The following is an 18,188-nucleotide window of genomic DNA, read 5'->3' as shown; positions in this document are numbered from 1 at the left end:
GCCCAGGCCATGCCGGTCCTGGCCTCGTTCGACGACGTCATGGCCCTGATCGCCGCCAAGCGCGACATCGGCCTGCGGCTGGACGTCGAGCAGTATGTCCGCCCGATCAGCTTCCGCCCCGGCGCGATCACCTTCGAGGCCGCGCCCGGCGCGCCCGGCAATCTCGCCGGACGCCTGGTGCGCTTCCTGAAGGAGCATACCGGCCAGCCGTGGCTGGTCGCGGCCGAGGGCGGCGGCGGGGCCGAGAGCCTGATGGAGCGCCAGAAGCGCGAGGAGCGCGAGGCGCTGGAGGCGATCAAGGCCGACCCCTTCGTCGCCTCGGTGCTGGCGGCCTTCCCCGGCGCCGAGATCGTCGAGATCCGCAAGATCCTCACCCCCGAGGCGCCGCCGCTGGAGCCGGACGAGGAAGAGGGATAAGGCCCTTCCCCCTTGATGGGGGAAGGGTTTGGGATGGGGGTGACTGCTGAGGTGGCCGCCATGCGCTGCATCAACCGCCGCGCCACCCCACCCCTACCCCTCCCCATCAAGGGGAGGGGAATTCGAAGCGTTGGAGATTGAGACCATGAAAGACCTCGGCGGCCTGATGAAGCAGGCCCAGGCCATGCAGCAGAAACTGGCGGACGCCCAGGCGCGCCTGGCCGAGACGACCGTCGACGGCACCTCGGGCGGCGGAATGGTCACCGTCACGCTGATGGGCAATGGCGAGCTCGTCCGCGTTCTGATGGACGAGAGCCTGGTTCAGCCGGGCGAGGGCGAGGTGATCGCCGACCTGATCATCGCCGCCCACGCCGACGCCAAGAAGAAGCTCGACGCCAAGCAGGCCCAGCTGATGCAGGAGGCCGCCGGCCCGATGGCGGGCCTGATGGGCGGCCTGCCGGGGATGAAGTTCTAGAATAGAAGCCAAGAGGAGGGTGGTGATGCGGAGTTTGAGTTTCGCCGGGATCGGAGTGATCCTCGTCGTCATCGTCGCCCTCCTGGTGGGCTGGCCCAGCTACAATGTCTACGCCGCGCGCAAGCATGGCGAGGCCGAGCTCGCCCGCGCCAGTCAGAACCGTCAGGTGCGCGTGCAGGAAGCCTTGGCCAAGTACGAGGCCGCCGACTACGACGCCAAGGCCGAGATTCGCCGGGCCCAGGGCGTGGCGGCCGCAAACAAGATCATCGCCGAGAGCCTCGGCGGTCCCGAGGGCTATCTGCGCTGGCGCTATATCGAGATGCTGCAAGAAACCTCGGCCCAGGGCGGCCACCAGGTGATCTACATCCCGACCGAGGCCGGCCTGCCGATCCTGGAAGCCGGCCGCCGCGCCCAGCCCCTGCCACGTCCCGACGCGGACAAGAAGAAGGACTGATGGCCGCTTCCGCCGGACCCGAGATCGAGCGCCTGATCGCCCTGCTGTCCAAGCTGCCGGGGCTGGGGCCGCGCTCGGGCCGTCGCGCGGCCCTGGCGCTGCTCAAGAAGCGCGACACGCTGCTGGCGCCGCTGGCCGCCGCCATGGCCGAGGCTCAGGCCAAGGTTCGCGCCTGCTCCGTCTGCGGATCGTTCGACACGACCGATCCCTGCGCGATCTGCGCCGACGCCACGCGGGACGCGCGCCTGCTGTGCGTGGTCGAGGAGGTCGGGTCGGTGTGGGCCATGGAGCGCGGCGGGTCCTTCAAGGGGCGCTACCACGTGTTGGGCGGCCTGCTGTCGGCGCTGGACGGCGTCGGCCCCGACAGCTTGCGGATCGGCGAGCTGGTCGCGCGGGTCGCGGGCGGAACGGTGGCCGAGGTGATCCTGGCTCTGCCGGCGACGGTCGACGGCCAGACGACGGCCCACTACATCGCCGATCGGTTGGCGGCGAGCGGCGTTCCGGTGACCATGCTAGCGCGGGGCGTGCCGGTCGGCGGCGACCTCGACTGGCTGGACGATGGCACCATCGCCCAGGCCCTGCGCGCCCGGCGGCCAGCCTGACGACATCGCATTCGCCTTTCGCCCCGCGGTGACTTCGGGTAGGAACGGAGCATGAACTTTTCCGACCCGTTCCTGATCCTGGCCGTCGTCCTCGCCCTGGCGGCTCTGGCCTGCGCCCTGTGGGCGATCGCCGCCCAGCGCCGCGCCGCCAAGGCCGAGCTCGAGGCCTGGCAGGCCGGCGAGCGGATGCGGATGCTGGAGGAGCAGGCCCAGACCCAGGGCGAGCTGATCCGGGCCCAGGCCGACAAGATGGCGACCATGACCGCCAATACCGTCGCCGAGGCCCTGATCAAGCGCACGGAGGAAACGTTCCGCAGCCGCGAGACCCTGGCCCAGCAGCGGATCGAGGCCCAGCTGAAGCCCGTGGCCGAGACCCTGGCCAAGTTCGAGGCCCAGGTCACCGCCGTCGAGAAGGCCCGCGCGGAAGAGACCGGCGGCCTCAAGGCCCAGATCACCGCCCTGCTGGAAGCCTCGACGGCCACCCAGGCCGAGGCCCGCAAGCTGTCGGCCGCCCTGCGGCGCGGGGCGGGGGTGCAGGGCCGGTGGGGCGAGCAGACCCTGCGCAACGTGCTGGAGGCCGCCGGCCTCAACAGCCGCTTCGATTTCCAGGAGCAGTTCAGCGTCGACAGCGAGGAGGGCCGTCGCCGCCCCGACGTCACCGTCACCCTGCCGGGCGGCGGCGTGTTCGTGATCGACGCCAAGTGCTCCCTGAACGCCTTCCTCGAGGCCCAGGACGCCACCGACGAGGCGCTGCGCGAAGCGGCCCTGGTGCGTCACGCCGCCAGCGTCCGCGCCCACATGCAGGGCCTATCGTCCAAGGCCTATTGGGACCAGTTCGCCAGCGTCGGCTCGCCCGACTTCGTGGCCATGTTCGTGCCCGGCGACGGCTTCCTGGCCGTGGCCCTGGACCGCCTGCCCGACCTGATGACCGAGGCCATGGAGCGCAAGGTGGTGCTGGTCACGCCGACCACGCTGTTCGCCCTCTGCAAGGCGGTGGCCTATGGCTGGCGGGCCGAGGACCAGGCCAAGAACGCCGCCCGCATCGTCGAGGTCGGCCGCGAGCTCTACAAGCGCGTCTCGGTGATGGGCGCCCACGCCGGCGCCATGGGCAAGGCGCTGGAAAACGCGGTGGGCAAGTACAACCAGTTCGTCGGCTCGCTGGAGAGCCAGGTGCTGACCCAGGCCCGGCGCTTCGAGGAGCTGTCGGTCGACCACGAGGGCAAGGAGATCGCCGAGCCGGCGGCCATCGATCAGGGCGTGCGGCCGCTGACCAAGCTGGCCGCCTCGGCGGGGGAGCGGCAATCTCCCACCTTGACGCTCGGAAATGAGACGCCTACCTGACCTTGGTCATGGCCATCCGTCGCATCCTCACCGTCGATAACGCCGCCGACATGGCGGTCCTGAAGAAGATTTCCACGCCCGTGGAGGCCGTCACCGACGACCTGCGCGCGCTGATGGACGACATGCTGGAGACGATGTACGACGCCCCCGGCATCGGCTTGGCCGCCGTGCAGATCGGCGAGCCGATCCGCGTCATCGTCATGGATCTGGCCCGCGAGGGCGAGGAGCCGGCCCCGCGCTACTTCGTCAATCCCGAGATCCTGTCGCGCTCGGAAGAGGTGCTGGGCTACGAGGAAGGCTGCCTGTCGGTGCCGGAATATTTCGACGAGGTCGAGCGCCCGTCGAAGGTGACGATCCGCTACATGAACTATCAGGGCGAGACCGTCGTCGAGGAGGCCGAGGGCCTCTACGCCGTCTGCATCCAGCACGAGATGGATCACCTGGAAGGCGTCCTCTTCATCGACCACCTCTCGCGCCTGCGCCGCGACCGGGCGATCACCAAGGTGAAGAAGGCCCGCCGGGCGGCCTAACGGCCGCCTAGAGCGTCCGATAGATGACAGGACTTTCCGGCCTTGAGGTTCTCAAGGCCGATGACGTCCAGGACGTGGTCCTCGCCCTGCTCGGCATAGTCGCCGATCACCTCGACATAGACCGGCGCCTTCAGCGTCTTCAGCCTCTGGCGCAGTCCGGCGACAGGCTGCGCGCGCTCGCCTTTGCGGTCCCGCAGCACATAGCGGTTCTGGACGAGGTCGCAGCGGGTCAGAACGACCGCGCCCTTCTCGAGCGCGACCGTACCGACATAGAGATCCTGGGCTTGGGCCACGCCGCCCGCCAGCAGGACGGCGGCGGCCAGCCCGCCGATGAGGTGTTGGCTTCGCATGGCGTCAGCCCGCGAGGTCGATGCGGTAGCTGCAGCCGGCCAGGGTCTTGCCCGGATGGGAGGCGACCGTCGAGACGTTCAGCGCGACCCGCGTCTTGAAGGTCATGCCGGTCTTGTCGTCCCGCTCGGATACGGCGGAGATCTCGCGCTCGCCGAGGAACTTACTTGGCGTGTCGACAGTCGCCTTGACGTCCAGGGATTTGGCCAGCGGATGCGGATCGGCTTCGTCGAGGATGGCCAGGGGACCCGAGCTCGCGAAGGCTATCTGCCGCGTCTGGCGATCGAACACGGTCAGCGGCGCCTTCAGCGTGAAGATCCTGAGCATGGGATTGGCGGACTCGGTTTCCGACAGTCCAAACCTCGTCAGCGCGGCCCGACTGTCGTCTCCCGCGATCCAGAAGGCCAGGGCGTTATATTGCGCGGGCTGATAGGTGCGGCACTCGATCAGCTTGGCCAGGTCGATCGTCGCGGGATCGAAGTCGGACTCCTCGGCGATCGCGACCATCGGTGAAAGACAGGCGGCGCCCAGGGTCGCCACGCACAACAAAGTCCTCATTTAAATCCCCGAAACGGCTCTGCGTGACCGGTAACCGCTCCGCATGGTGAAGGTTCCAGAAAGAACGCCGGTTCGTCTCCGTCGGTGCGCTGGGCGCTGGAGGAGGTCGGCCAGCCCTATGACGCGCGGCCGGCGTTCCAGCGCGCCTTCGTAAGCCAGTTGTCGGTATTCGAAGGCGTGTCGAACGGCTAGCGCGTCCGGCCGGTTTCGCTGTCGTAGGGCGTCCCGTCGCGCCGCCGGTAGACCGTCTCCCCATCCCGCAGAACCAGATCGATATCCGGATAGTCGCAGCCGTCCTGGTCCGGCCGCCGCGAGCCGATCTCCAGCAGCAGGGCGTCCTGGTCGGAGCGGTTCTGGAAACAGTGCCCATTGGCCACTCCGGCCTTGAAGCCCGCGCAGTCGCCGGCCCGCAGCACCGTCTCGCCGTCATTCTCGACCAAGACGACCTCGCCCTCGACCACCCAGGTGAACTCGTCCTCGGCCGTGTGCCAGTGGCGCTGGCTGGACCAGACGCCGGGCGCCAGGCGCAGCAGGTTGACGCCGAACTGATCGAGCCCGACGGCGTCGCCCAGCTTGATCCGATGGCGCTGGCGGCAAGGTTCGTTGAACGGTGCAGGATAGGCCGTGCCGATCCGGGTCGGGGCGGCGGAGAGGTCGATCTTGGGCATGGGGCGGCTCTGCGTTGCGTCGGGCGGGAGGGAAGCCTAAAGCCAGGATCATGACCAGTCCCGCGCCCGCCACTGTCAGCATCGATCCCGCCAATCTCGACCCCGTCGCGCTCGCCCAGGCCCTGATCCGTCGGCCTTCGGTGACGCCGGCCGACGCGGGCGCGATGGACACGCTGCAACGCCAGCTGGAAGCCCTGGGCTTTGCCTGCCGCCGGATGAAGTTCGGCGAGATCGAGAACCTCTACGCCCGACGCGGGACGGCGCGGCCGAACCTGTGCTTCGCGGGCCATACCGACGTGGTGCCGGTCGGCGACGACGCGGCCTGGACCGCCGGTCCGTTCGAGGCCGAGATCAAGGACGGGATCCTCTATGGCCGGGGCGCGGTCGACATGAAGTCGGCGATCGCCGCCTTCGTCGCCGCCGTGGCCAAGATCCCCGCGCATCCGGGATCGATCAGCTTCCTGATCACCGGCGACGAGGAGGGCGTGGCCGAGGACGGCACGGTCAAGGTGGTCGAGGCCCTGGCCGCCGAGGGCGAGATCATCGACCACTGCATCGTCGGCGAGCCGACCTCGGCGAACCTGTTGGGCGACATGGTCAAGATCGGCCGGCGCGGCAGCATCAACGCCTGGATCGCCGTGGACGGCCGCCAAGGCCACGTGGCCTATCCGCATCGCGCCGCCAATCCGATCCCGGTGCTGGTCGACATCCTGTCGCGGCTGCAGAGCCGGGTGCTGGACGAGGGTTATACCGGTTTCCAGCCGTCGAACCTGGAGGTGACCACGATCGACGTCGGCAACGCCGCCACCAACGTCATCCCCGCCTCCGCCAAGGCGCGCCTCAATATCCGCTTCAACCCGGCCCACAAGGGCAAGGACCTGGCCGCCTGGATCGAGGCCGAATGCCGCGCGGCGGCGGAAGGCTTCTCGGGCCGCGTCGAGGTCTTGAGCAAGATCAGCGGGGAGGCCTTCCTGACCGAGCCGGGCGCCTTCACCGACGTCATCGTCGCGGCCGTCGCCGACGCCACGGGCCGCGCGCCGGAGCTGTCGACGACCGGCGGCACCAGCGACGCCCGCTTCATCCGCGCCCTATGCCCCGTCGTCGAGTTCGGTCTGGTCGGCTCGACCATGCACCAGGTCGACGAGCGGGTTCCGGTCGAGGAGATCCGCCAGCTGGCGGTCGCCTACGAGGCGCTGATCAACCGCTATTTCGCGGCCTTCGCCTGATGGGACGGGCCGTCCTGGCGAGCTGGCCCTTCTGGGCCCTGGCCTCGGCGGTCTTCGCGGCCCTGACCGCGATCCTGGCCAAGATCGGCGTCGAGGGCGTCGGCTCGAACCTCGCCACCCTGGTGAGGACGGTGGTGATCCTGGCCTTCGCGGCCTTGATCGTCACGGTGTCGGGCGAGTGGCGCGGGGCGGGCGAGATCGGCCGGCGGTCCTGGCTGTTCCTGGTGCTGTCGGGCCTGGCCACCGGGGCCTCGTGGCTCTGCTATTTCCGCGCCCTCAAGATCGGCGAGGCGGCCAAGGTCGCGCCGATCGACAAGCTCAGCGTCGTGTTCGTGGCGATCATCGCGGCGGTCTTCCTCGGCGAGAAGCTGTCGCCGGCGAACTGGCTGGGCGTGGCCCTGATCGCCGCCGGGGCGGTGCTGGTGGCCGTAAGGGTCTGAGGGGGCGGGTCGGATGAAAGCGCTTTCAATCCCCGATGTGCTGGCCGAGGTGGCCGTTCTGGTGAAGCCGCACTTCGGCAAGGGGCGGCCGGCCGACTACATCCCGTCCCTGGCCGCCGTGCCGGGCGGCAAGTTCGGCATGGCGGTGCGGACGGTCGACGGCGGCGAGCACGTCATCGGCGACGCCGACGAGGGCTTCTCGGTCCAGAGCATCACCAAGGTCTTCGCGCTGGGCCTGGCCTTGAACCGCATCGGCGACGAGATCTGGACGCGGGTCGGCAAGGAGCCGTCGGGGACGCCGTTCAACCATCTGTCGCTGCTGGAGGCCGAGGACGGCGTGCCGCGCAATCCGTTCATCAACGCCGGCGCCATGGCGGTCGTCGACGTGCTGATGAAGGTGACGAAGGATCCGGCCGCCCTGGTCCGCGACTTCGCCGGCTTTCTCTGCGGCGAGCGGCTGGAGATCGATCCGACGGTGGCCGCGTCGGAACTGGCCAACGCCTGGCAGAACCGCGCCATCGCCAGCCTGATGCGCGGCCAGGGCACGATCGAGCACGACCCCGAGGCGGTGGTCGCCGCCTATTGCCGCCAATGCGCCCTGACCATGAGCTGTCGCCAGCTGGCCCGGGCCTTCCTGCCCCTGGCGGCGGGCGGCTTCTCGCCGGTGGCGCAGGAGACGATCTTCCCCGAGCGCCTGACCCGGCGGCTGAACGCCCTGCTGCTGACCTGCGGCATCTATGACAGCGTCGGCAACTTCGCCTACCGCGTCGGCCTGCCCGCCAAGAGCGGCGTCGGCGGCGGCGTCGTGGCGGTGATCCCGGGCAAGGCGACGGTGGCGGTGTGGTCGCCAGAGCTCGACCGGTTCGGAACGTCGGTCGTCGGCACGGCGGCGCTGGAGGCTTTCAGCCAGATCACCAATTGCTCGGTGCTGTGATCGCCTTGACGTTGAGCATGGCCGGTGGCCACTCTTTTCGGAAAAGGAGGCTGTCTTGATCGCAGCATTAGTTCTGGCTGCTCAGGTCGCCCCGGTGACCGTGACTTTGGAACAGCTGGTCGCGGCGCCCGACAAATATGCGGGCGCCCAGGTCAGGCTTGCGGGACAGGTCGACGCCTGCTGGGGCATGATGTGTGCGGTCTGTCCAACCGAGGCGACGCCTGCGACGGTCAAACGCGACCAGTGCTTGGCCATCGGCTTCGCCCGCGACCAGCCATCGCTAGACCGACCGATCCGCTATTCTGACATCATCTTTACAGCAAGCTTCGATCCGACCTGTTTGCGCGAGGCTTGTCTGGACAACGGTGCGGTGCTCAGGGGCGCGGTGATCGAAACGGTGATGCGTCGGCGGCCCAGCGCTCAGGGTTTGCTCTGGAATCATGAGCCGCTGTATCCGGCGTCACCCTTGATTGCGAAAGCCGTGCATGCCCAACTGAGGGCGGACTTACCCGCCGATCGTCGCTCCCAGGCCGTTCAGGCTTTCGTGACCGCCGACAAAACCTATTTTGTCTGTGCGTCTAAGCCCGGCGTCTGGCCCACCAGCTGGAGCGCGGCGACCATCGCCGAGAGCGACGTTGATCCCTGGCGCTGCCGGCGCGTGACGTGGCTCGGTGGGCGTTGGTTGCTCGATTGAACCGTCAGGACGCGAGCGGACCGTACCCCACGCCCACTAGATAGAGCCCATCCGCCGGCGCCACGGGCCCGCACTCACGCCGGTCCTTCGCCTCCAGGGCGGCCTTGACGTCGTCCGGCGTCCAGCGGCCCGCCCCGACCTCGACCAGCGTCCCCGTCATCGAGCGGACCTGGCGGTGCAGGAAGGAGCGCGCCTCGAAATCCAGATGGATCTCCTCGCCGACCCGGCGCACGCGGGCGACGTCCAGCGTCTTCACCGGGCTCTTGGACTGGCAGTGCATGTCGCGGAAGGTCGTGAAGTCGTGCAGGCCGACCAGGTGCTGGGCGGCGGCGTGCATGGCCTCGTGGTCGAGATCCTTCTTCATGTGCCAGACCTTGCCCTTGTCCAGGGCGGGCGGCGCGCGGCGGTTCAGGATCCGGTAGAGATAGCGGCGCTCGTTGGCCGAGAACCGGGCGTGCCAGCCGTCCTCGGCGACCTCGGCCGACAGGATCGAGACCGCCTCGCGGGTCAGGTGGGCGTTCAGGGCGTTGAACACGGTCTGGGCCGGCCAGTCCTTCTCCAGGTCCACATGCACGACCTGGCCGGTCGCGTGGACGCCGGTGTCGGTGCGGCCGGCGGCGGCGATGCGCACGTCCTGGCCGCTGAAGGCCTTCACCGCCGCCTCGATCGCGCCCTGCACCGACGGCAGCGCGGCCTGCGCCTGGAAGCCGGCATAGGGGCGGCCGTCATACTCGACGAGGAGGCGGTAGCGGGGCATCAGGCCAGGATCGTCCCGGCCGGGATCGGGAAGCCGCGCGTGAAGACCTCGGCGTCCTGGGCGCCCTTGCCCTCGCGCTGGGCCTTCAGCAGGCGCACCGCGCCGTCTCCGCAGGCGATCAGCAGGGCGTCGTCCAGGGCCTGGCCGGGCGGGCCTTCGGCGTCCTCGACCCGCGATAACAGGGCCTTCACGCGGACGAGACCCCTTTCCGACGGCGCCTCGAACCAGGCCCCGGGGAACGGCGACAGGCCGCGAATGTGGCGGTCGACCTCGGCGGCCGGACGGGTCCAGTCGATGCGGGCCTCGGCCGACTTGATCTTCTTGGCGTAGGTCACGCCCGCTTCGGCCTGGGGCGTCTCGCGCGCCGCGCCGCGTTCGATGGCGGCCAGGGCGACCGGCAGCAGGCGCGCGCCGACGGCGGCCAGCTTGTCATGCAGGGTGGCGGCGGTGTCGTCGGCGGCGATGACGACCTGCTCGGACATCAGGATCGGCCCCTCGTCCAGACCCTCGCTCATCCGCATGACCTGGACGCCCGTGACCGGGTCGCCGGCCATGATCGCCCGCTGGATCGGGGCGGCGCCGCGCCAGCGCGGCAGAAGGCTGGCGTGCAGGTTGAAGCAGCCATGGACAGGCGCGTCGAGCACGTCCCGGACCAGGATCTGGCCGAAGGCGACGACGACGGCGGCGTCCAGATCGAGCGCCTTGAACGCCTCGATCTCTTCGGCGGTCTTCATCGAGACCGGCGTGCGGACCGGCACGCCCAGGCCTTCGGCGAAGGCGTGGACCGGCGAGGGCTTCAAGTCCTGACCGCGCCCGCGCGGGGCTGGCGGCTGCGAATAGACACAGGCGATCTCGTGGCCGGAGGCGACCAGTTCGGCCAGGCAGGTGACGGCGAAGTCGGGGGTGCCGAGGAAGGCGATGCGCATGGCGGGGGTTTAGACGCCTTGGCGGCTTCGCGCAAAGCCGAGTCGGAACCTGGGCCGTGGACGCTTCGTTAAGAAGCCGACTCATCAGGGAGCCAGACCATGCGTTCCATTCCGTTCTTCGCCGCCTGCGCCGTGGCCCTCGCGCTGGGCGCCTGCTCGCAGGAGCACGCCGACAAGGTCAAGGACGGCGCCAAGGCCGCCGCCTCCGACATCAAGGACGCCGCCCACACCATCGCCAACGATCCGGACGTCAAGGAAGCTGGCGCGGCGATCAAGGAAAGCGCCAAGGACACCGCCGCCGACCTGAAGGAAGCCGCCGGCGAAGCCACCGACAAGGCCCAGGACCTCGGCGAAAAGGCCGGCGACAAGGCCAAGGAAGCCGGCGCCGACCTCAAGCGCGACGCCAAGAAGGGCGCGGCGGAGAGCAAGAAGCAGCTGAACGAGGCGACGAAGTAGGGAAGTCAGATCCTCCCCCGCGATGCGGGGGAGGTGGCCCAGCGGGCCGGTGGGGGCCGGCTCGGCCGATTTCCAGATCGCCCCCTCCGTCGGCTCCGCCGACACCTCCCCCGCATCGCGGGGGAGGATCTGGAGCCGCCTAGTCCCGCAGCAGGTCGTTGATGCTGGTCTTCGACCGCGTCTGGGCGTCGACCGTCTTGACGATCACGGCGCAGTACAGGCTGGGGCCGCCGTGCGGGTCGGGCAGGCTGCCGGGGACCACGACGCTGTAGGGCGGCACCTTGCCGATGTGCACGGCGCCGGTCTTGCGGTCGACGATCTTGGTCGAGGCGCTGATGAACACGCCCATCGACAGCACGCTGCCCTGGCCGACGACCACGCCCTCGACCACTTCCGAGCGGGCGCCGATGAAGCAGTCGTCCTCGATGATGGTCGGATTGGCCTGCAGGGGCTCTAGAACGCCGCCGATGCCGACGCCGCCCGACAGGTGGACGTTCTTGCCGATTTGGGCGCACGAGCCGACCGTCACCCAGGTGTCGACCATCGTGCCTTCGTCGACATAGCCGCCGATATTCACGAACGAGGGCATCAGGATCACGTTCTTGCCGATGTGGGCGCCGCGGCGGACGATGGCGCCGGGCACCGCGCGGAAGCCGCCGGCCTCGAACTGCGGGGCGTCCCAGCCGTCGAACTTGTTCGGCACCTTGTCCCACCAGGGACCGACGCCGCCGCCCAGCGTGCCGGCGCGCATGACGGTGTTGGGGTTCAGGCGGAACGACAGCAGCACGGCCTTCTTCAGCCACTGGTGCGTGACCCATTCGCCGTCGATCTTCTCCGAGACGCGGGCCTTGCCGCTGTCGAGCAGCAGCAGGGCCTCGTCGACGGCGGTGCGGACCGGGCCGGTGGTGGCGGCTGAGACCTCGGCGCGGGCTTCCCAGGCGGCTTCGATCTCGGTCTGGAGGTCCGAAAGGCTGACGGTGGTCATGGCGGGCTTCCTTGCAGGCGGGCCGCGTCCAGGAACGCGGCGAGGTCGTGGGTGCGATGATGGACGTGTTCGGAGGTCGAGGCGGCCGCGTGGGCGCCGACCAGGACCGTGGTCATGCCCAGCCGCGCGGCGGGGACGAGGTTCTTCTCGCTGTCCTCGAAGAAGGCCGTCATCGGCGGATCGATCGCGTGCAGCTTGCAGATCTTGTCGAAGGTCGCCAGCGCCGGCTTGGGCACATAGTCGGCCGTCTCGATCGCGAACACGTCCGAGAACAGGTCGCGCAGGTTCAGGTGGGTCAGAACGCGCTCGGCGTGGCCCAGCGAGCCGTTGGTGAAGATCAGCCGCCGGCCCGGCAGGCGCGCGATCGCCGCGCGCAGCGCCGGCTCCGGCGTCAGCCGGTCCATCGAGACGTCGTGCACTTCGTCGAGGAACGCCTTCGGCTCGATGCCATGGTGGGTCATCAGGCCGGCCAGGGTGGTGCCGTGCGCCTTGAAGTATTCATGCTGCAGCGCGCGGGCCTCGTCGCGGGGCAGGCCGGTCTTGCGCGCCACGAAGTCGGTCATGCGCTGTTCGATCAGCAGCATGAACTGGCTTTCCAGCGGGTAGAGCGTGTTGTCGAGGTCGAACAGCCAGGTGTCGACGTGGGAAAGGTCGGCCGACATCAGTGTCTCTTCCCTCGCGCGGCGGCGGGGCGGATCATCGAGAGATCAGCGTGCCCGCGCCGTGCTCGCTGAACAGCTCGACCAGCATCGCGTGCGGACGGCGGCCGTCCAGGATGACGACGGCCTCGACCCCGGCCTCGATCGCGTGGATCGCGTTCTCCAGCTTGGGGATCATGCCCCCGGTGGCCACGCCCGTGGCGATCAGCGCGCGGGCCTGATCGACGGTCATCTCGCGGATCAGCTCGCCTTCGCCGTCGAGCACGCCCTTGATGTCGGTCAGCATCAGCATCCGCTTGGCCTTCAGCGCGCCGGCCAGCGCGCCGGCCACGGTGTCGGCGTTGATGTTGAAGGTCTCGCCCTGCGACGAGACGCCGATCGGCGCGACCACGGGGATGTAGTCGAGCTCCGAGCGGATCAGGGCCTCGATCAGCTGCGGGTCGACCTTGGTCGGCTCGCCCACGAAGCCCAGGTCGACGACCTGTTCGATGTTGCTGTCCGGATCCTTCTTGGTGCGCGTCACCTTCTCGGCGGTGATCAGGCGGGCGTCCTTGCCCGACAGGCCCACGCCGCGCACGTCGGCCTCGGCGCCGGCCTGGGTGATCCAGTTGGCGATTTCCTTGTTGATCGCGCCGGAGAGGACCATCTCGGCCACCTCCATGGTGGCCTCGTCGGTGACGCGCAGGCCGTCGACGAAGGTCGACTTGACCCCGGCCTTGTCCAGCATCCGGCTGATCTGCGGACCGCCGCCGTGCACGACCACCGGGTGGACGCCCAGCAGCTTCAGCAGCACCGCGTCGGCGGCGAAGACCTTGGCCACGTCCTCCTGGCCCATGGCGTGGCCGCCGTATTTGATCACGACCGTTTCGCGGTCGTAGATCTGGATGTAGGGCAGGGCCTCGGCCAGGGTCTTGGCGGTGGCCCAGCCGGCTTCCTCGGCGACTTCGGTCAAGGGCTCGGTCCCTCAGGCAAGAATTGGGATGCGAAATAGGCGGCGGCCTCGATAGCGGACCCCGTCCCCCCTGTCACCTAAAAGGGGGTTCAGCCGGCGCGGTCGAGCCGCCATTTCATGACCAGCACCGTCGCCGACATCGCCAGGCTGGCGATGTTCGACGCCACCACCGGCCAAGCCTGGATCAAAAGTCCGTAGACGATCCAGCAGGTAAAGCCGGTCACCGTCACCAGATAGGTGCGCAGCGAGACGGACGAGGCGTCCTTCTCGCGATGAATTTTGGCGATCTGCGGCGCGAAACTGGTGATCGACAGCAGGGCCGCGAGGGTTCCGATCACGGCGGGCGCCGAGAGCGTCATGCGCTCTTCGACAGAGGCTGGTCGAGACCCCACAGTTGGGCGTAGCGCGGGGCCAGGGTCAGGCCGACAGGCGGCAGGCCCGGCGCCCGGCCTTCCGTCAGGCAGCACGCCAGATAGGCCAGGGCGGTCTTCACGCCGTGCTCGGAACAGGGCTTGCCGATCACGCCGCACGCCCCGGCGAAGTCTTCCGGAAGGCGCTTGACGTTGGCGGTCATGAACAGCGCGGTCCCGCCGCAGTCCTCGTGGATCCGGCGCGCGACGTCGATGCCGGTGGGGCCGTCGCTGAGGTGGACGTCGATCAAAGCGAGGTCGGGACGCAGCCTCGCGGCGAGATCGACCGCCTCGTCGGCGCTCATGGCGCAGCCGAGGGCGTGGCAACCCACCTCCTCGACCAGATATTCGAGTTCGATCGCCAGGAGCATCTCGTCCTCGACAATCAGAACATCGAGCGCCTTGCCGCTCATCCTAACGCCTATCCTGGTCAGTGCGCCCCATTCACGGGCAGCAGAACGACGACACGCGTTCCCGGTTCCGCGTCCGTCGTCTCGCCGCGCGCCTTCAGTTGCTGGCACAGCAGTTGGACGATGGTCAGGCCGAACCCGGAAACGGGCGATGTCTTATCGATTCCAACGCCGTCGTCGGTGATTTCGATCCGGAAGTCGCCGTTTTCGCGACGAACGCCGACGAAGATCCGGCCGCCGCGTCCCTCCGGAAAGCCGTGGCGCAGGGCGTTGGTCAGCAGCTCATTGACGACCAACGCCAGGGGCGCGGCCTTGGCGGCGGGGATGTCCACCCGCTCCAGGTCCAATTGCATCTCGATGTCGTCGCGCTGGATGGAGCCCATCAGGTCGGCGACCAGGTCGCGGATGAACGCCGAGACGTCGAAGCGCTCGACGTCCTCGCTCTGGAAGAGACGGCGATGAACCGTGGCGATGGCGTTGACGCGGCCCAGCATGCCCTTCAGCGAGGCCTTGACGTTGGGGTCGGCGACGCGGCGGTTCTGCAGCAGCAGCAGGCTGGAGATGAGCTGCAGGTTGTTCTTCACCCGGTGGTCGACCTCGTGCAGCAGCACGGTCTTCTGCTCCAGGGCCTGGGTCAGTTCGCGCGTGCGCGCCTCGACCTCGTGCCGCAGGTCGTCGCTGCGGTCGCGGGCCCGAAGCTCGACGACCTTCCGGTCGCTGACGTCCAGCTGGGAGCCGAAGAAATAAACGATGTCGCCGGCGTCGTTGCGCACCGGCGAAAGATAGAGCGCGTTCCAGAAGGTCGAGCCGTCCTTGCGGTAGTTCAGCAGGTCGACCGAGGCGTCCTCGCCGGCGGCGACCGCCGCGCGCAGCGTCTCGATCGCCTTCGGATCGGTGTTCGGACCTTGCAGGAAGCGGCAATTGCGCCCGATGACTTCGTCGCGGCCATAGCCGGTCAGCCTGAGAAAGGCGTCGTTGGCGAAGATGATCGGGTTCTCGGCCTGAGAGGGGTCGGTGACGATCATCGCCATGCGCGTGGCGCGGATCGCCGCCGCGAAGGGATCGTCGATATTATGCTCGGCGGCCAGTCGAGCCCCGGCCCGCCGTGATTCCTCGTAGTCGTTCAAAGCCTGGCTCCCACCACCCCGTGGACGCTGAACGTATGGCCAAGATGTCGAGTTCCCAACATAGCGCACACGCGAAAACGGCGGGAGTCCAGCCAGGACTCCCGCCATCGACGCGGCGGAAACGGGGAGGCGAGCCCGCCGCGCTGTCCGAGGGATCTCCAGGCTTCCCGGTCCGGAGGCCCCTCGAAGGCTGACTATTTGGGCTGGTAGATGCGGTCGAACACGCCGCCGTCGGCGAAGTGCGTGGCCTGGGCCTTCTTCCAGCCGCCGAAGGTGTCGTCGATTGTCACCAGCGGAATCGACTTGAATCTGGCGGCGTACTTGGCCGCGACCTGCGGGTTGCGCGGGCGATAGTGGTTCTTGGCGATGATCTCCTGGGCCAGCGGGCTGTACAGGAAGTTCAGATAGCCCTCGGCGATGGTCCGGGTCTTGTGACGGTCGACGTTCTTGTCGACCAGGGCCACCGGCGGCTCGGCCAGGATCGACAGGCTGGGATAGACGATGTCGAACTTGCCCGGCAGCTCCTCCTGGGCGAGGTAGGCCTCGTTCTCCCAGGCCAGCAGCACGTCGCCCAGACCACGCTGGGTGAAGCTGGTGGTCGCGCCCCGCGCCCCTGTGTCCAGCACGGGCACGTGCTCGAACAGGGCCTTCAGATAGGCCTCGGCCTTGGCGGGGCTTCCGCCCGGCTGCTTCAGGGCCCAGGCCCAGGCGGCCAGATAGTTCCAACGAGCGCCGCCAGAGGTCTTCGGGTTGGGGGTGATCACGTCGATGCCCGGCTTGATCAGGTCCGGCCAGTCCTTGATCTTCCAGGGATTGCCCTTGCGGACCAGGAACACGATCGTCGAGGTGTAAGGGGTCGAGTTCTGCGGCAGGCGCGACTGCCAGTTGGCCGGCAGTAGCTTGGCCTTGGCCGCGATCTCGTCGATGTCATAGGCCAGCGCCAGCGTGACGACGTCGGCCTGCAGGCCGTCGATCACCGAGCGGGCCTGCTTGCCCGAGCCGCCATGGCTCTGGTTGATCACCAGGGTTTGGCCGACCTTTTCCTTCCAGTACTTGGCGTAGGCGGCGTTGATATCCTTGTAGAGCTCGCGCGTCGGGTCGTAGCTGACGTTCAGCAGGGTGATCGGCTTGTTGGCCTGGGCGTGGGCCTGGCCCGCCAGAAGGGCGGGGCTCGCCAGGGCCGCCGCGCCGGCGCCGGCGGCGGCCAGCAGACCGCGGCGGGTCGGAACCTTGAGAGTGTCGCTCATGGGACGATCCTTTCTGGGGGACGGGTCGGGCGGCGTTACGGTCTAGAACGCGTATTGGCTGCGCAGGTTGATCACATGGTAGTCTTGGCTGAGCGGCGTGGCGCCGCCGGCCGGATCCAGACGGTTGATCGAGACGTCCAGATAGTCGAGCGAGAACTTGGTGACCGTGTTCGGGAACCAGTTGATCCCCACGCTGGAGATCTTCTGTTCGCCGCCCCGGACGCGGTCGGCGGCCAGCACGGCGTTCTCGTGATAGTTCAGGTCGGAGACGGAATAGCGCGCCGCCAGTTCGAAGGCGCCCCACTGGCCCTTCTTGGGATCGAAGGGCTTGTCGATCGCCGGGCCGTCGAAGGCGAAGTTGCTCGGGCTGTACTTGCGCGCCTCGCCGGTCAGCACCAGGCCGCCCTCGACGTACCAGGCCTTGAACTTCGGGTTCGTCACGCCGGCGCCGGCGTTGCGGCGGTCGATGGCCAGGTCGAAATACTCGCCCTGGATCAGCAGGTTCTTCTTCTGGAAGGCCAGCTCGCCACCGAAGTGGCGGGCGCCGGTCGCGTCGATCGCCCCGGTGCTGATCAGCTGCGCGCCGTCCACCCGCAGTTCCGGACGGTCGGACAGCGTGACCGGATAGGCGCCGCCGATCGCGGTCTGGGCCGGCGTGACCACCTTGCTGGCGTTGACGCCGACATGGACCAGCCAGTCATAGCCCTTGAACGGCACATAGACCGCCCGAGCCACATAGCCGATCTGCTCGTCGAAGGTCTGGGGATCGCCGGCCTTGGCGCCGGTGACGGCCGCCGAAAGCAGATACCGCTCGCCCACCACCTGGCCCTGCAGGCCGATCCGCTTGTCGGCGGCGGCCAGGCCGCGCGACAGCTCGGTGGGCGAGGGGCGTTCGGGGAACAGCGAGCCGTTCGTCGAGGCCACGTCCTCGAGGCCGACATTGGGCGCGAAGGCCCCGACCCGGACCTTGAACGGGGCGTAGTTATACTGGAGCCAAAGCTCCTGCAACGTGCCCGACCCGTCGGTCCCGGCCCCGCCGAAGTCCAGCAGGACGCTGTACTCGAAGTTCTTGTAGAGCTTGCCGTCGACGCCCAGGCGCGCGCGGCGGAAGTTGGTGCCGTTGTTCAGGTCGCGGCCGTTGCCGATCACGGCGGGCAGGCCCTTGTCCTGGTAGTATTGAGCGGCGTCCAGCTGCATCACCGCGTGGATGTTGGCGCTGAAGGCGCCGTCGCCCGAGGCGATGCTGGGCTTGCCGCCGGCGACGCTGACCGTGGTGGCGCTCTGGGCGGCGCGGACGTCCTTGAGGCTGGCGGCGGTGGCGGCCTTCAGGTCGTTGACCTGCTGCTGCAGGGCCTGAAGCTGCGCCTCCAGGGCGGCGATGCGGGCGGCGGCCTCCTCGGGCGATGGCGCGGTCTGGGCCGCGGCGGCCCCGGCCGTGGCCAGCAGCGAAACGCCGGCGATCAGCGCGGCGCGGAAGGCGGTTTGGATGGTTCGCATGTCTATCCCCTCTCGGCGCCGCCAAGGCGGGCCGACCTGCCAGGTCAGGGAAGACGATAATTCCTAGTTCTGGAA

Annotated in this window: 23 protein-coding genes and 1 pseudogene; 11 read left to right on the top strand and 13 right to left on the bottom strand. The window is 68.7% G+C overall.

From position 1 onward, the window contains the following. The 6 genes and pseudogenes from FCU40_RS14855 to def all read left to right on the top strand — a co-directional run. Nucleotides 1-417 (top strand): annotated as a pseudogene (locus tag FCU40_RS14855) (DNA polymerase III subunit gamma/tau); the annotation flags it as partial. 145 nt (nt 418-562) lie between these two features. Continuing rightward, the gene (locus tag FCU40_RS14850; protein ID WP_004615773.1) at nt 563-892 is read left to right on the top strand and encodes a YbaB/EbfC family nucleoid-associated protein; all 330 of its coding nucleotides are present in this window, start codon (nt 563-565) and stop codon (nt 890-892) included. Nucleotides 893-917: 25 nt separating this feature from the next. After that, the gene (locus tag FCU40_RS14845; protein WP_004615772.1) at nt 918-1,346 is read left to right on the top strand and encodes a hypothetical protein; all 429 of its coding nucleotides are present in this window, start codon (nt 918-920) and stop codon (nt 1,344-1,346) included. Then, nucleotides 1,346-1,948, top strand: a complete 603-nt coding sequence (recR, locus tag FCU40_RS14840) for a recombination mediator RecR (protein WP_168075916.1) — start codon at nt 1,346-1,348, stop codon at nt 1,946-1,948. Before FCU40_RS14845 ends, recR begins: the two co-directional genes overlap by 1 nt. Before the next feature lie 51 nt (nt 1,949-1,999). Beyond that, the gene (gene rmuC, locus FCU40_RS14835) at nt 2,000-3,289 is read left to right on the top strand and encodes a DNA recombination protein RmuC (protein ID WP_168075914.1); all 1,290 of its coding nucleotides are present in this window, start codon (nt 2,000-2,002) and stop codon (nt 3,287-3,289) included. A gap of 8 nt (nt 3,290-3,297) precedes the next feature. Next, a complete protein-coding gene (def, locus tag FCU40_RS14830; protein ID WP_004615769.1) occupies nt 3,298-3,819 on the top strand; it encodes a peptide deformylase in 522 nt (173 codons plus the stop codon). On the opposite strand, the gene FCU40_RS14825 is transcribed toward def, so the two are convergent. From FCU40_RS14825 to FCU40_RS14815, 3 genes are all read right to left on the bottom strand, one after another. Further along, nucleotides 3,816-4,169, bottom strand: a complete 354-nt coding sequence (locus FCU40_RS14825; RefSeq protein WP_168075912.1) for a hypothetical protein — start codon at nt 4,167-4,169, stop codon at nt 3,816-3,818. The genes def and FCU40_RS14825 overlap by 4 nt on opposite strands. A gap of 4 nt (nt 4,170-4,173) precedes the next feature. Continuing rightward, nucleotides 4,174-4,725, bottom strand: a complete 552-nt coding sequence (locus FCU40_RS14820; RefSeq protein WP_241693623.1) for a hypothetical protein — start codon at nt 4,723-4,725, stop codon at nt 4,174-4,176. Between the two features lie 188 nt (nt 4,726-4,913). After that, nucleotides 4,914-5,393 carry a cupin domain-containing protein gene (locus FCU40_RS14815; protein ID WP_168075910.1) on the bottom strand — a complete coding sequence of 160 codons (480 nt, stop codon included), beginning with the start codon at nt 5,391-5,393 and terminating at the stop codon, nt 4,914-4,916. Nucleotides 5,394-5,443: 50 nt separating this feature from the next. Here FCU40_RS14815 and dapE point away from each other — a divergent pair, with 50 nt between their 5' ends. The 4 genes from dapE to FCU40_RS14795 are packed head-to-tail and all read left to right on the top strand — an operon-like array spanning nt 5,444 to nt 8,687. Continuing rightward, entirely contained in the window at nt 5,444-6,619 is a 1,176-nt protein-coding gene (gene dapE / locus FCU40_RS14810; RefSeq protein ID WP_168075908.1) for a succinyl-diaminopimelate desuccinylase, read from the top strand. Between the two features lie 14 nt (nt 6,620-6,633). Continuing rightward, complete coding sequence (locus FCU40_RS14805; protein WP_342672558.1) at nt 6,634-7,059, top strand: EamA family transporter; 426 nt, start codon at nt 6,634-6,636, stop codon at nt 7,057-7,059. A gap of 13 nt (nt 7,060-7,072) precedes the next feature. Then, nucleotides 7,073-7,993 carry a glutaminase gene (locus tag FCU40_RS14800; RefSeq protein ID WP_168075904.1) on the top strand — a complete coding sequence of 307 codons (921 nt, stop codon included), beginning with the start codon at nt 7,073-7,075 and terminating at the stop codon, nt 7,991-7,993. A gap of 55 nt (nt 7,994-8,048) precedes the next feature. Further along, nucleotides 8,049-8,687 carry a hypothetical protein gene (locus FCU40_RS14795; RefSeq protein ID WP_168075902.1) on the top strand — a complete coding sequence of 213 codons (639 nt, stop codon included), beginning with the start codon at nt 8,049-8,051 and terminating at the stop codon, nt 8,685-8,687. Between the two features lie 4 nt (nt 8,688-8,691). Here FCU40_RS14795 and truA read toward each other — a convergent pair whose 3' ends face one another. Together truA and fmt are read right to left on the bottom strand one after the other, a co-directional pair. Further along, the gene (truA, locus tag FCU40_RS14790; RefSeq protein WP_168075900.1) at nt 8,692-9,444 is read right to left on the bottom strand and encodes a tRNA pseudouridine(38-40) synthase TruA; all 753 of its coding nucleotides are present in this window, start codon (nt 9,442-9,444) and stop codon (nt 8,692-8,694) included. Beyond that, a complete protein-coding gene (gene fmt, locus FCU40_RS14785) occupies nt 9,444-10,370 on the bottom strand; it encodes a methionyl-tRNA formyltransferase (protein WP_168075898.1) in 927 nt (308 codons plus the stop codon). Before fmt ends, truA begins: the two co-directional genes overlap by 1 nt. A 99-nt stretch (nt 10,371-10,469) precedes the next feature. On the opposite strand from fmt, the gene FCU40_RS14780 reads away from it, so the two are divergent. After that, nucleotides 10,470-10,826: a hypothetical protein gene (locus tag FCU40_RS14780; protein ID WP_004615757.1), complete on the top strand. Its 357-nt coding sequence runs from the start codon at nt 10,470-10,472 to the stop codon at nt 10,824-10,826. Between the two features lie 139 nt (nt 10,827-10,965). Here the strand turns inward: FCU40_RS14780 and dapD are convergent, their stop codons facing one another. The 8 genes from dapD to FCU40_RS14740 form a co-directional block, all read right to left on the bottom strand. Then, nucleotides 10,966-11,811 (bottom strand): 2,3,4,5-tetrahydropyridine-2,6-dicarboxylate N-succinyltransferase, encoded by an 846-nt coding sequence (gene dapD / locus FCU40_RS14775; protein ID WP_004615756.1) that lies wholly within the window; start codon nt 11,809-11,811, stop codon nt 10,966-10,968. Next, nucleotides 11,808-12,473: a pyrimidine 5'-nucleotidase gene (locus tag FCU40_RS14770; protein ID WP_168075896.1), complete on the bottom strand. Its 666-nt coding sequence runs from the start codon at nt 12,471-12,473 to the stop codon at nt 11,808-11,810. The genes dapD and FCU40_RS14770 overlap by 4 nt, the downstream gene beginning before the upstream one ends. Before the next feature lie 34 nt (nt 12,474-12,507). Continuing rightward, nucleotides 12,508-13,422: an acetylglutamate kinase gene (gene argB, locus FCU40_RS14765; protein WP_168075894.1), complete on the bottom strand. Its 915-nt coding sequence runs from the start codon at nt 13,420-13,422 to the stop codon at nt 12,508-12,510. 89 nt (nt 13,423-13,511) lie between these two features. After that, nucleotides 13,512-13,781: a SemiSWEET transporter gene (locus FCU40_RS14760; RefSeq protein ID WP_004615753.1), complete on the bottom strand. Its 270-nt coding sequence runs from the start codon at nt 13,779-13,781 to the stop codon at nt 13,512-13,514. Continuing rightward, nucleotides 13,778-14,245 carry a response regulator gene (locus FCU40_RS14755; RefSeq protein ID WP_168075892.1) on the bottom strand — a complete coding sequence of 156 codons (468 nt, stop codon included), beginning with the start codon at nt 14,243-14,245 and terminating at the stop codon, nt 13,778-13,780. Before FCU40_RS14755 ends, FCU40_RS14760 begins: the two co-directional genes overlap by 4 nt. A 17-nt stretch (nt 14,246-14,262) precedes the next feature. Further along, on the bottom strand, nt 14,263-15,369 hold the full coding sequence (locus FCU40_RS14750; RefSeq protein WP_168075890.1) for a histidine kinase dimerization/phosphoacceptor domain -containing protein: 1,107 nt from the start codon (nt 15,367-15,369) through the stop codon (nt 14,263-14,265). 194 nt (nt 15,370-15,563) lie between these two features. Next, nucleotides 15,564-16,616, bottom strand: coding sequence for a sulfate ABC transporter substrate-binding protein (locus FCU40_RS14745; RefSeq protein WP_168075888.1), 1,053 nt, complete (start codon nt 16,614-16,616; stop codon nt 15,564-15,566). 42 nt (nt 16,617-16,658) lie between these two features. After that, a complete protein-coding gene (locus FCU40_RS14740) occupies nt 16,659-18,113 on the bottom strand; it encodes a porin (RefSeq protein ID WP_168075886.1) in 1,455 nt (484 codons plus the stop codon). Between the last annotated feature and the right edge of the window lie 75 nt (nt 18,114-18,188).

Source organism: Caulobacter sp. SSI4214 (assembly GCF_012184455.1).
Taxonomy (GTDB): domain Bacteria; phylum Pseudomonadota; class Alphaproteobacteria; order Caulobacterales; family Caulobacteraceae; genus Caulobacter; species Caulobacter vibrioides_E.
The sequence above is the reverse complement of the archived record's forward strand: the minus strand, read 5'-3'. Positions and strand labels throughout refer to the sequence as shown.